The sequence below is a fragment of the Paenibacillus mangrovi genome, from assembly GCF_022898935.1.
Classification (GTDB): domain Bacteria; phylum Bacillota; class Bacilli; order Paenibacillales; family Paenibacillaceae; genus Paenibacillus_AQ; species Paenibacillus_AQ mangrovi.
In genome coordinates this window covers 433,342-446,268 of the sequence record NZ_JALIRP010000003.1, presented here as the reverse complement: position 1 = coordinate 446,268, position 12,927 = coordinate 433,342, and the positions used below count along the sequence as shown (strand labels likewise).

Here is a 12,927-nt window from a genome sequence, read left to right as displayed (position 1 = left end):
CTCAGCTCTCCTGCACCCACCTACGGTATTCCTCTGGCGTATGGCCGACGACGGCTTTGAAGTCTTTGATAAAATGCGGCTGGTCGTGGTAGCCGAGCTCCATGGACAGGCGGGACAGGTCAACCGGGAGACGCTGGTCCATTGTTTCGGCCGCGTTCTGTAGTCGGTACAAACGGATCACCCACTTCGGGCTGATGCCGACATATTGATCGAACAAACGCTGAAGCTTACGGATATGAAGCCCGAATTGCTCGCTGACCTGCTCTACCTTGGAAATGTCGCGTTCGCTCGCGATGTAGTTAATGATCTGATTGATGAACAGAACCTGCTCATCCTGCGGCGGTAGCTTGGGCAGCAGCAGTTTGTCCATGGCGGCGGCCATATCCTGCTCTGTGTTAAGGGAAAGAATGGCTTCCTCAAGCTCCGGGCCGTCCAGATCAAGAATGTGTTCCACTCCAAGCGGATGATTGATCAAGGTGGAGATGGGCTGATTCAGGAACGGATAGAAGCCCCCTGGTTTGAATTTCACGCCGAACACCATTCCTTTTCCGTGGATCGGATAGGAGAATTTCCGTGTGGATGGGCCATAAATAAAGGTTTTCTGCGGCTCCACGACCAGATTGACGCAAGGATTCGGAACGACATGCTGAAGATAGGGCTCCTCATCCACACAGTCCCAGCTGACGATCCAGTAATGCTTGATGAAGAAGCTCAACGCTTCCGAAGCAGCATGACGGGACAGCTTGAATCTCTTCTCGCCTCCCTGCAAATTCAGAACTCCCATACTCGGTCTTGGTAATCCGGCAGGCATAAACTAGATCACCTCCATGTTTTGAATGAACACCAATATAAATTTTTGGAGTAGAACGAATGTTCCTGTCGTGTTTTTACAATACATAACATTTCACCAAAGGTATCATTAGTTTAGCACAAAATCCCAGCACAAAAGACAAGCGTGAAAAGGTAAAAATCCAAAACGACATGGAACAAAGGAGCGTGCAAAATGACGAGTCTGAGATACGATTTTTATATTGGAGCAGAGCCGGAAAAAGTATGGGATCTGCTGGTTGCGCCGGAGGGAACGAAGAAGACTTTTTTCAACTGCGTGCTTCAGTCGAGCTTTAAGGTGGGTGAGCCTTTTTCCTATGTAGGACCGGGGAATGACGGCGATGAAACGGTGCACGTATATGGCGACATTCTCGCGTACGAACGGGGCAAGGTGCTGAGCTACCTTGAGCATCCGGGGCCGTCCTATCACACGAATCATGAGGAGCTGACTTCCCGGGTGACGTTTACGCTGGATACCGTGGGCAAATGCACGAAATTAACGCTTGTGAATGACGAGTGGCCGGACAACCATCCTTCTTTTCAAAATGCAAAAGAGCATTGGTGGATGATCCTAAGCAACATCAAGACCGTGGCGGAAACCGGCAATACGCTGGATTTCGGCTGGTAAATGAATATCTGTAAGACAAGCGGCTGCTTTGGCAGCCGTTTTTTTAATTTCGAAGTGTCATCAAAAAATATGCAAGTTGGAGCGAACCCATGCATAGAATAGCAGAACTAAGAACAATTTCTAATATGTCACCCAATTTTCACTTTTTGAATTCACCAATCAGCTGTAGATTACATATTAATTTAGAAGAGTATAGGGGGAATCGGATCATGCATTGGACTGATTTCTTGATGATTATAGCGTCAGGCTCGTTTGGCGGGCTCCTGTCAAGTTTGTATATCCATGATGGATCCCTTGTCATGCCCAAAATTATCGAAATGGAACTAAGCGATGGGTCCAGAAGGAAAAATTATCATATTGGTTTTCTGTCGGATATTATTCTCGGGGCCGGCGCCGGTCTTATTGCAGTACTGCCTATTGGACTTGATTTCCCGAAATACATTTATATGGCGATCATCGCAGGCTTCGGAGGCGGCAGCTTCATCGCCAAACAAGCCAAGCTGACTGCGGAGGAGAAAATATCCTCCCAGGATAAACTGCCGACAATCGTCGCGTCCAGTGTTCCGGACACGGATTCCGATGAAGTGACATTTGATCTCGCTATTTCAGACCGCAAAGGAGAGAGGCAACCATGACCCTTGGAAAGATCACACTAACAAATGACGAAATTAATGAATATAACAGGTTGAAGCAGAGGATCAGGGAAGCAAGAACAAGATTGGAAGTATCGGTGTACACGAAACAGGCGGAGGAAATCCTTGAAAAGGGCCGACTGCGATATGTTGACAAATTGGAGAAAAATAATAAGCCGCAAGTAAAAGGTATACAGGAAAAGAGTAAGTTAAAGGAAAAGCAAGTGAAGCTATCAGCCTATACTGCGGCAAGTCAAAGGAACACGCTCCCACAGCATGTCAAACGCATTCCGATCATAACAAAACTAGCGAAATCGAATTCGGGCCACTAAGGCTCTTTTTTTGCGAATAAAGACGAGCGTATTTCTAGAATCGTGTTTCACGGTATTGCTTCGGGGACGAGCCCACGACCTTCTTGAACATTTTGGAGAACAAAAACGGATCGTTATATCCTACGGAACGTGAGACATCGCTGACGGAAAGCTCGGAATTCCCCAGCAGCTCAGTTGCCCTGTTCATGCGGTATTCAAGCAGAAAGTTCTGCAGGGATACCCCGAATTTGTCCTTGAACAAGCCGGACAGGTAGGTGCGGTCGAGGCCGACCGAGCGGGCGATATCCAGTACGGTGACCTTTTGGCTGTAGCTGCTTTCAATATATTCAATGGACTTGCGGATATAGCCCTCCCGGGAGTGCTGCGGTTTTTGAGAGGAGACCGGTTCAGGGGAGCAGCGGATCAGATCGGCAAGAATGCGGTAGAGGATGCTCTGGCTGAGCACGTCGCTGCCGCGGTCATCCCCGGCCGTTTTCAGTTCCTCGTAAAAGCTGCTGAATCGGCTATCTGCAAGTTCGGTGTATATGGGACGCTCGGTGCTAATTTGTGCTCTCTGCAGCAGTGATTTGGCGTTCAGCCCTTTGAAGCCGATCCACGAATACGTCCACGGGTCGGATTCATCGGCGCTGTAGTGGCCAAGCGTATCAGGAATAAGAATAAAGCCCTGCCCGGCGCCAAGCTCATATACGGTCTCGCTTGTACGGTACACGCCTCGTCCGCTGTGGATGTAGTGCAGCACATAGGAGTCGCGAAGACCCGGCCCCCAGGTATGCCCCGGAGCGCATTCTTCCATGCCGAAGAACAGCAGATTCAGATCCATTTGTCCCTGCATTGCGGGCGTGGTGTAATTGACATTGATGCGTGCCATCCGAAAATATCTCCTTTTTCCCTGGAATTGTTGTTTTATATTATAACAGGTGGAATGACTTATTTCTGCTACGAAAACGGATACACAAATGGGATTATGACATGTATTGCTGGGTTTGCTCTATGTTCCTCCCGTAGCTTGAAAGGTATAGTTAGTATCAAGTTCAAGCCATTCCTGAGGGAGGTAATCATCTATGTCCAAAATTACGTTTATCGGTGCGGGAAGCACCGTCTTTGTTAAAAATGTGCTCGGCGACGTCATGTCGACACCTGCATTGCAGGGGTTTGAGCTCGCTTTATTCGATATTGACGCGGAGCGTCTACAGGACTCCGAACGGCTGTTGAACAGCATCAAGAACACGCTTGGCAGTACCTGCATCATTAAAGCGTACAGCGACCGCAAGGAAGCGCTGAGGGGTGCCAAGTACGTCATTAACGCCATTCAGGTAGGCGGATATGATCCGTGTACCATTACCGATTTTGAAATTCCGAAGAAATATGGCTTGCGCCAGACGATTGCCGACACGCTCGGAATCGGCGGCATCTTCCGGAACCTGCGCACCATCCCGGTTATGCTCGATTTTGCGAAAGACATGCAGGAAGTATGTCCTGACGCGCAGTTCCTCAACTATACCAATCCGATGGCGGTCCTCACCAATGTCATGAACACGGTGGGCGGCATTAAGACTGTGGGACTGTGCCACAGCGTACAGGTCTGCGTGTCCGAACTGTTCAAGTCGCTGGATATGGACGCAACCGGCGTGGAATCCAAAATCGCGGGCATCAACCATATGGCCTGGCTGCTTGAGGTGAAAAAGGACGGGGTCGACCTGTATCCGGAAATCAAGCGCCGCGCCGCCGAGAAGCAGAAGGAGAAGCATCATGATATGGTGCGCTTCGAGCTGATGCTTCGCTTCGGATATTATGTGACGGAATCCTCCGAGCATAATGCGGAGTATCATCCATACTTTATTAAGAAAAACTATCCTGAACTGATCGAAAAATACAATATTCCGCTCGACGAGTATATACGCCGCTGTATCAACCAGATCAATGGCTGGAAGGATATGCGCGAGAAGATTTTTGCCAGTGAAAATATCGAGCACAAACGCTCCAAGGAATATGCGTCTTACATCATGGAAGCCATGGAGACAAATGTACCGTTTAAAATCGGCGGAAACGTCATGAACACCGGCCTCATCACCAACTTGCCGAAGGAAGCCTGCGTCGAGGTGCCATGTCTCGTGGACCGCTCCGGCATTTCCCCGACCTATGTGGGCGACCTGCCGCCGCAGCTGGCTGCGCTGAACCGCACGAACATCAATACGCAGCTGCTTACCATCGAAGCAGCCGTAACCGGCAAAAAAGAGCATATTTACCATGCCGCAATGCTCGATCCGCATACGGCAGCAGAGCTGTCGATGGATGATATCGTAGCGCTGTGCGACGATCTGATTGAGGCTCATGGCAGCTGGCTGCCGAAATTTAAGTAAGGATTATCAAAGTGCTTGTCTAAAGCCCCCGCCTTCGCATTCTGAAGAAGGCGGGGGCTTTTCACGCTGCCATCCCGCCGCGATCTATCGCTGATGCTTTTTGCTGAATTCGGAAGGGTAGCAGCCGACATTTTCCTTGAACAGATTGGTGAAATGGCGCGTGCTGTAATATCCAACCTGTTCCGCAGCTTCGACCACCTTCATGCCGGGAATGGATAGCAGTTCCTGTGCCTTCAGCATCCGCAGGCGGGTCATATATTGAATAAAGGTGACGCCCATTTTCTTATGGAAAAGGGTACTTAAATGGTTGGGGGATACCTGAAACCGTTCGGCCACTCCGGCAACGGTAATGTCACCGCAGAAGTTCGCCTCCAGGTAGCGGATGACGGCATCCAGCCAGTCCTGCTTTTCTTCAACCGATTTCTTCTTTAACATCGAGGCGCCTGCGGCTTCAGGCAGTTGTCCTAGCCAGTCCGTATCCAGCTGTACGTCATATGTCAAGTGAGGGCCTATGACGCAGCGGAAGTAAGAAACAAGCCGCTCCTTCAGCATTGTGAGCATGACCGGCTGGCTCATCCAATGAGTCTGAAGTTTCTCACAGCTGCTTATAAATGCGACATAATCACCGCGTTGATAGGCTTTGGCCAGATCGGCGGCGATTCTTCCAGTCTTGGCGTAAACCGGATTGGCCCCAAGCGATTCCATTTCGGACAGACCCAAGGGGGCGAGTACTTCCGTAACGCTGCGCAGATAGGAGAGGGCTCTCAGCTTGGCGACTTCATCCCGCAAGGGGCTCAGCGAGGTGTGCTCCTTCGTCTGCAGCGAGGTCAGCATACGGGTGAAGGTGGTCAACTGCCGCGAATGCTCCGTGATCTCCTCTGGGAGGCGGAGGAGACTACGCCGATCTTTTTCCGTAGAAGCTTTGCCGATCAAGAGATGCTCATCCTTGCTGAGTGTGACCAGGGCAAGCAGCAGTTCTTTGGAGCAGCACCCGTTAATCGTCTCACGCAGAATCCGGGTCACTGGAACCAGGGTTTCTGTAGAGCCGCTAGTCTCGGTTTGCATCGGTTTGTCTTCATAGATTAAGACAGCGAGCCAGCTTTCGCCGGCAGAGGCGGGGCTTGGCGATGACGGCTCCGGCAGGATCTGATCATGGAAAACGGACACCATCTGCGCTTCGAAATCCCTGCAGTAGGATAGGGATTCCTGCCCGGCTTTGGCTTTCGCCTGCTTGAGGATGTTTTCCACCCGCTGCGGGTCGACCGGCTTGAGCAGATAATCGACGGCACCGAGCTGAATCGCCTCTCGGGCGTATTCAAACTCCGCGTAGCCTGTGAGCATAATCCACTGGGTCGACGGTGCAAAGGGCAGGGCTTCCTTGATCGCTTCCAGCCCGCTTTTTCCAGGCATGCGGATATCGACAAAAGCGACATCCGGCTTCCACTGCCGGACCAGATCTATCAGTTCCTGCCCGCTGCCGGCCTCGCGGATCTCAAGACCCGGCCCGTTGTCCTCCAGAATACCGATGAGTGTTTCTCTTGCCAGCATTTCGTCATCAGCTACAATGATGTTCATGGGCATATCCCTCCTCCTGCAGGTCAATGGTAATCGTAATCAGAGTCCCTGCATCCGGAGCGCTATGAACATGCAGGGTGGAAACTCCGGGGTATGAAAGAGAAAGACGTTCTTCCACATTCCGCATGCCCACGCGATCCTTGCTCGGCAGTGCCGCAGGTTCAAAGCCGTTGCCGTTATCTTTTACCCGGATGACAGCCAGTGAACGCCCGTCTTCCCATTGAAGCGCCGCATTCACCTCGATCAGGCAGGGATGCTCACAGGGTTCAAAGCCATGGACAACCGAGTTTTCGACGAGCGGCTGCAGCAGCAATTTGGGGATCTTTAGTCCTTCCAGCGCTTCGTCCAGCGCAAAATGGAACGACAACCGATCTCTAAATCGCATGGACTGCAGATCCGCATACTTGCGGATAATCTCAAACTCTTCCGCGAGGGTAATGTTCGTATCCGATGATAAAATATAGCGCAGAAGCCCGCTCAGAGATCGGATGGCCCGATCCAGCGTATCATGCTCGCGGCGGCGGTTCAGCCCGATGAAGCCATTCAGCGTGTTGTACAGAAAATGCGGCTTGATCTGCGACTGGAGCGCTTGCATCTCCGCGTCCTGCTGCCTCAGCTTGGCACGGTATTCGCTGATGACCATGTCATCGAGCTGTCGGATCATACGGTTCAGCGCGCTTCCCAGCTCGGCAATTTCGTCCGTACCCTGGATATCGACCCGCCTGGTCATATCGCCGCGCTGTACATGGCGCATGACCTGGATCATTTCTCGGAACGGGGTCAGCAGCTTGCGCGAGTACGCCAGGAACAGGAACAGGGTCAGCACCAAGCCGCCCGAAGCAAAAATCAGCCCCGTCGTATGCATCCACCGTACCTTATCGGTAAAGCGGCTCTGCGGGATGAGGGAGGTCACCTTCCATGAGCTGGAAGGTACCGTTTTGGATACCTGAACATAAGGCTCCCCGCGATAGTTTACAGTGCTTGATGACGCAGACAGCTCCTTCAGCGTTTCGGAGGGAATGTCACTGCTGGCATAGACAAGCTGCCCGTTGGTATCCGTAATCACGACTACGGAGTCATTGCTGATCAGCTGGCGGACGATCCGGTCGATGACAACCGTGTCGGCATCCGACATGATCACGGCAATCGGCTTACGGGAATCCATATCACGGATGAGGCGTGCAACAGAGAACACGCTCTGCACTGGGTCAATATCGAGATAGTCCTGAGGATGGACCCCAACGAAGGTGGCTTTGCCATTGGCCTTGACCGCCTCCTTGTACCAATCCTGTTCTTGGTAAGCATAATCGGTGCGGGCCTTATACAACGTAGAACGGCTATCTTTATAGAAAATCGAGCCATCCAGCGGCAGCAGCAGCGTGCCCAAAATTTCTTTGTGCATGTTTTCGAGCACACTCGGCAGCGTGTTATAGAGCGCATAATCGGCCTTGTACTTGGTATAGCTGTCGGATTGTTTATAAATGCCTGCGGAGCGGATTTTCAGGGCATACATCACTTCATTGTAATTGTAAGGAATCGTGGTCACGCGCTCGAGCTCATCCAGATAGTACTGGATATTGCTGGTTAAGCCGACGAGCGTGGATTCGGTCAGCTTTTCGGTCTCTGTGGTAATCAGCTTCGTATAATATGCGGGCAGCACATAGGCGATAATCAGAACGGGGAATAGAATCGTTAATGAAAAGAGTATCATCAGCTTGGCTCGGATGGACAAGGCTCTGTTTTTCAAGCGCGAACGACCTCCGTTTGCTTGACCTTAGAAGAGGTAATTTTTCTCATTTTACTTGAAGGATAAGGCTTAGGCAATAGATAGAAAATAGCGCTTACATCGTAGGAATGAGTCATATGTAAGCGTTTTTACGTGTGATAAGCTGAATTTACATAACAAATCGACGAATCCATTAAAAAGACGAAGAGGTGGGTATATGAAAAAACGCGCATTTTGGTTTATGACGTTGGCCATGCTTCTGGTGATATTCAGCGGCTGCTCGTCGCGCCCCGATGGCGGAAGCATCAGCGCAAGCGGCGGCGATAACGCCGAAACGGGCTCCGGCAAAATTGGCTCAGGGAAGGCCAAAACAACGCTGTCGATGATGGTGAACATTTCGGATGAATCGCTGACCAAGGCTTACCGCGAAATCGTGGATGGGTTCACGAAAGAAAATCCCGATATCAGCGTCAACCTGCAGTTTGACAGTAACGGCTATGAGAATACGATGAAGGTTAAAATGGCTGCGAATGACCTGCCTGATATTTTCGATACCCACGGCTGGGCGAAGATCCGCTATGGCGAATACCTCGCTGATCTGCGTGACGAACCTTGGGCCTCCCAGCTGACCGATACGATCCGCAATGTTGTAACTGACGAAAACGGCAAGGTCTACGCGCTTGTACTGACCGAAGCGAAGGACGGCATGCTGTATAACGTGGATATGCTGGAGAAATACGGCATCGAGGTGCCGCGCACGTTTGATGAGCTGGTGGCCGCAGGGGAGAAGATCAAGAAGGAAAGCGGAGGTAAAACCATCCCGTTCTACCTGTCTGGCATTGATGACAGTACGATCGGCCAGTATCTGGACCAATTTGCGAATCCTCTTCTGATTACGGCCAAGAACAATGAAGCAGACGCGCTGCTGAAAGGAACTTTCGATTGGTCGCATATCACGCCGCTAGCTCAAAGTCTCCTCACCCTCAAGGAAAAGGGACTGATCAATGAAGACGTGCTGACCGCCAAGCGCAGCGACCTTCCAGCTGCTTTTGCCGCAGAAAAGGTAACATTTGCTTTGGTCGGCCCGGCATTTATGGATTCCGTGCATGAAATCGCTCCGAATATGAAAATAGGTATTATGCCACTTCCAGCGATGGTAGCGGGTGACGAGCCGACCTTTGCGGGCGGGGAGCGCAATACGCTCGCGGTATGGAAGGACTCGAAGCATCTGGATGAAGCCAAGAAGCTGCTCCAATATTTTGCAAAGCCTGAAAATATGGCGAAACTCTCGAACGTATCCAAGAACCCTCCGGGACTGAAGGATATCAAAACCGATCATGAATTGACACCTTATTATGACAAATATGCCTCAATCCGCGTGTTCCCTTACTTTGACCGTGTGTATCTGCCAAACGGCATGTGGGATGTACTCTGCAAAAACGGCACCGAGCTGCTGGCCGGTCGTATGACGCCGGAACAGTTCAGTGAATCGATGAAGACGGAAGTCGAGCGTTTGTCCAAAAAATAAACTTCAGGGGTGGCGGGGCATGAGGTCATGCCTCGCGCCTTGCCATTGTGCGAGGAGTGAGGGCGAGATGAAACCAAACGTTGTTGTCACCAAAGCAGGGCAGCGCAGAACGACTCAAATGCGGCGCCTTGCCAAATCGCCAGTGATGCTGAACTGGATGTACTTGCCTGCATTGCTGCTATTCGCGGTTTTTATCTATTATCCCTTTTTCCGGGGGCTGCTGATCTCCTTTACGGATTGGGACGGCTACTCCCAGATATTTCATTATATCGGCATCGACAATTACAAAAGAATGCTGTCCGACAGCCGCGTTCACACCGTCATTATCAATACGCTCATTTACGGCCTCGGCAGTACGCTTTTTCAAAATATCATCGGGCTTCTGTACGCCTTGCTGCTGAACAAACACGGAAAGGGCAGAACATTCGTCCGGGTTATCGTGTACATTCCGGCCATCGTCAGCCCGATCATCATGGGCTATATCTGGTATTTCCTGCTTCAATATAATGGCGGCGCCATTAATGACATCATTACGGCATTTACGGGTCATCCTGTCAATCTGCTAGCAGATCCCAAGGTAAACGTCTGGATTATTATGGTCGTCAACACCTATCAGTTCCTCGGGGTCGCGATGATGATATTCCTCTCGGGTCTGCAGAGTATTTCCAAGGACTATTATGAAGCGGCCGAGATAGATGGGGCTTCGCCCATGAACCGCTTTTTCAACATTACCTTCCCGCTGCTGGCTCCGGCGCTGACGACAAGCATCATTCTGAACCTGATCGGCGGTCTGAAGCTGTTCGACGTCATTGCGGCCTTGACGAACGGCGGCCCTGGATACGCCTCGGCGTCATTGTCAACGATGATGTACCAGCTGTATTTTGCCAGACAGGATGCAGGTCTTGCGGCCTCGCTCGGCAATCTGATGTTCCTGCTTATCACTGTCATCAGCCTCACATCCCTGTACTTTCTGCGCAGAAAGGAGCTGTCGCAATGAAGCAGCGAAAACGCACGGTTATGTATACGGTTATCGGCCTTTTCGTGGCCTTGGTGCATATCATTCCGTTTTACATCCTGCTGACAGTATCCTTCAAGGATATGCGGGATATGAGTTCCAAGTGGGCATTTCCCGGTTACTGGTTTATGGGCAATTTTATGAGTGCCTGGCAGAATGCCCATCTGGGCAGAGCCTTCCTGAACACAGGGGTCATCACCGTTATGTCCGTGGTACTGATTCTGATCTTCGGCTCTCTGGCAGCCTTTCCACTGGCACGGTACCAATCGAAGCTGAACAAGTGGGTATATGGCATCTTCGTCAGTGCGCTGATCGTGCCGCCGCTAACCATTCTGGTTCCCTTGTATAAGCTTTTCGTGGATATCGGCTTCATGAATACTTATTACGGGATCGTGCTGCTGCATGTGACCTTTCAGCTGTCGATGGCCATTTTCCTGTACACGAGCTTCATCGGTACGATCCCGAGGGAGCTGGATGAGGCGGCGATGATTGACGGGGCAACCAAGACGGGAATGTTTTTCCGCATCATAATGCCGCTTCTGAAGCCCGTTACGGCTACGATCGTTATTATGAATGCAAACTCAATTTGGAATGACTACCAGTTCTCACTCTTTTTCCTGCAAAAGGCCGATTCGCGTACAATTACGGTCGCCTTGTCCAGCTTCTTCGGGGAAAACAGCGCGCAGATCGGCTGGATTGCCGCCGGCTCGCTTATGGCTGCCATTCCGAGCATACTCGTATACATTTTACTGCAAAAGTATTTCGTCGACGGGATCGCCGCCGGCGCGGTCAAAGGGTGAATCTGGCGTAATTAGCCGAAATATTGGATGGCGAGGAGCCTGGCCTGCGGGGCCAGGCTTTTTTTGCGTTTTCCTGCCGTCCATGTATCCTCGATACCTTAAAAAAACACAAGCCGTACGCAATCTAAGCAATGTAGACTGCACGCACCCGGTAGTAGTATGAAGGAAAGCTTGAATAACGGTGTGGGATAGGAGGTTTTTTTGATGAAAGCGCTTTTAGTTGGATTGGGTGAGGCCGGAAGCGGCTGGCTCCGCAGATTGCGGAGTTTGAACGAAGATTTGGAGCTGGCGGCTTCGGATACGGATGGTAGCAGAGGAGAGCAGCTGCAGGCAGACGGGATTCCCTTCTATACGGATACCACGGAAGCCATTGAGCGGGAACGGCCGGATTTCGTGATCAATGTGACGCCGCGCCATGTGCATACGGCGATCAATCACTTGGCTTTTGATTATAAACTGCCGGTGCTGTGCGAGAAGCCGATCGCGGAGAATTACGAGAAGGCTCAAGAGATTGTGAAGAGGGCGGAAGAGGAGCGGATTCCGTTCATGATCGCGGAAAATTATCGCACCTTTGCACCGCTGCGCAAGCTGAAGCAGCTGATCGAAGAAGACGCGGTCGGCGCGCTGCAGTCGCTGGAATGCGAATTTTTCCGCAAACGACAGCGGGTGACGCTTGAACCGAACGATGAACTCGAAGAAGTGATCATTCACCATTTTGATCTGCTGCGCCATTTGTCGGGACGTGAAGTCGGCAAACTGTACGCCGTGAAGCGTCATGTGTTCCATATCGTGATGGATTTGCAGGCAGGCATTCAGGCTTCCTTCCGCTGCTCGCTGCGCAGCGTGGGGCGCGAAACGCAGTGGCCAGGAGACTGGCGCATTGAGGGGGAGAAGGGCAGCCTGACCTTCAAGGACGGGGAGATTGAGCTGACGACGCCGGCGGGCGTGCAGCGCTGGAGCGATTTCAGCGACGTGGAGGTCCGGACGCCGGTTCAGGAATTTATGAAAGCCTTGGAGGAGAAACGGCGGGGCGAGACGGATGCGAAGGAATACCTTAAAAACCAGGCGCTTGCTTATTATACGCGCGAGTCCCTAAAGCAGGGGCAGCAAGTGGATACCTCCGCTAGTTGGGGTTATGGACCAGCAGATATTCGCAATTTCATGCGGGCCGAGCTGAAGTCGGCTTCGAGCCATGGAGGCCAGGGGCTGGTTGAAAGCATCCGACTGTTCGGCAAGGGGGATTTCGAAACGCCGTTAAAGTTTTTGTGTTATTCCGTTCTGCCTCCGGGCACTTCGATAGGTTATCACGGGCACCGGGAGGATGAGGAAATCTACGTCATTCTGGAGGGCACCGGTCTCATGACGATTAACGGTACGGATACGCGGGTAGGCCCGGGCGATGTCATTGTGAATAAGCCTTGGTGGAAGCATGGTTTGGTCAATGACGGCAGTGAGTCGATTAAAGCGATTGTGTTCGAGGTCGATAAGGGCTGATTCCAGCAA

The 12,927-nt window shown here is 51.5% G+C and carries 12 protein-coding genes; 8 read left to right on the top strand and 4 right to left on the bottom strand.

Annotation, left to right across the window (positions count from 1 at the left end):
* Position 1 precedes the first annotated feature (1 nt).
* Entirely contained in the window at positions 2-811 is an 810-nt protein-coding gene (locus MUG84_RS10150) for an AraC family transcriptional regulator (RefSeq protein ID WP_244724667.1), read from the bottom strand.
* Between the two features lie 192 nt (positions 812-1,003).
* On the opposite strand from MUG84_RS10150, the gene MUG84_RS10145 reads away from it, so the two are divergent.
* From MUG84_RS10145 to MUG84_RS10135, 3 genes are all read left to right on the top strand, one after another.
* The gene (locus MUG84_RS10145) at positions 1,004-1,456 is read left to right on the top strand and encodes an SRPBCC domain-containing protein (RefSeq protein ID WP_244724665.1); all 453 of its coding nucleotides are present in this window, start codon (positions 1,004-1,006) and stop codon (positions 1,454-1,456) included.
* A gap of 209 nt (positions 1,457-1,665) precedes the next feature.
* Positions 1,666-2,091, top strand: coding sequence for a hypothetical protein (locus MUG84_RS10140; RefSeq protein WP_244724663.1), 426 nt, complete (start codon positions 1,666-1,668; stop codon positions 2,089-2,091).
* Positions 2,088-2,420, top strand: a complete 333-nt coding sequence (locus MUG84_RS10135) for a hypothetical protein (protein WP_244724661.1) — start codon at positions 2,088-2,090, stop codon at positions 2,418-2,420. The genes MUG84_RS10140 and MUG84_RS10135 overlap by 4 nt, the downstream gene beginning before the upstream one ends.
* Positions 2,421-2,454: 34 nt before the next feature.
* On the opposite strand, the gene MUG84_RS10130 is transcribed toward MUG84_RS10135, so the two are convergent.
* A complete protein-coding gene (locus MUG84_RS10130; RefSeq protein WP_244724659.1) occupies positions 2,455-3,288 on the bottom strand; it encodes an AraC family transcriptional regulator in 834 nt (277 codons plus the stop codon).
* A gap of 193 nt (positions 3,289-3,481) precedes the next feature.
* On the opposite strand from MUG84_RS10130, the gene melA reads away from it, so the two are divergent.
* Positions 3,482-4,780: an alpha-glucosidase/alpha-galactosidase gene (gene melA / locus MUG84_RS10125; protein WP_244724657.1), complete on the top strand. Its 1,299-nt coding sequence runs from the start codon at positions 3,482-3,484 to the stop codon at positions 4,778-4,780.
* An 84-nt stretch (positions 4,781-4,864) separates the two neighbouring features.
* Here melA and MUG84_RS10120 read toward each other — a convergent pair whose 3' ends face one another.
* Together MUG84_RS10120 and MUG84_RS10115 are read right to left on the bottom strand one after the other, a co-directional pair.
* Positions 4,865-6,355, bottom strand: coding sequence for a response regulator transcription factor (locus MUG84_RS10120; RefSeq protein WP_244724655.1), 1,491 nt, complete (start codon positions 6,353-6,355; stop codon positions 4,865-4,867).
* Positions 6,336-8,102: a cache domain-containing sensor histidine kinase gene (locus tag MUG84_RS10115; protein ID WP_244724651.1), complete on the bottom strand. Its 1,767-nt coding sequence runs from the start codon at positions 8,100-8,102 to the stop codon at positions 6,336-6,338. Before MUG84_RS10115 ends, MUG84_RS10120 begins: the two co-directional genes overlap by 20 nt.
* 196 nt (positions 8,103-8,298) lie before the next feature.
* On the opposite strand from MUG84_RS10115, the gene MUG84_RS10110 reads away from it, so the two are divergent.
* The 4 genes from MUG84_RS10110 (at position 8,299) to MUG84_RS10095 (ending at position 12,918) form a co-directional block, all read left to right on the top strand.
* Entirely contained in the window at positions 8,299-9,609 is a 1,311-nt protein-coding gene (locus tag MUG84_RS10110) for an ABC transporter substrate-binding protein (protein WP_244724648.1), read from the top strand.
* 67 nt (positions 9,610-9,676) lie between these two features.
* Entirely contained in the window at positions 9,677-10,606 is a 930-nt protein-coding gene (locus MUG84_RS10105) for a carbohydrate ABC transporter permease (protein ID WP_342346105.1), read from the top strand.
* On the top strand, positions 10,603-11,424 hold the full coding sequence (locus MUG84_RS10100) for a carbohydrate ABC transporter permease (RefSeq protein ID WP_244724643.1): 822 nt from the start codon (positions 10,603-10,605) through the stop codon (positions 11,422-11,424). The genes MUG84_RS10105 and MUG84_RS10100 overlap by 4 nt, the downstream gene beginning before the upstream one ends.
* 204 nt (positions 11,425-11,628) lie before the next feature.
* Positions 11,629-12,918 (top strand): Gfo/Idh/MocA family oxidoreductase, encoded by a 1,290-nt coding sequence (locus tag MUG84_RS10095; protein ID WP_244724640.1) that lies wholly within the window; start codon positions 11,629-11,631, stop codon positions 12,916-12,918.
* Positions 12,919-12,927 lie beyond the last annotated feature (9 nt).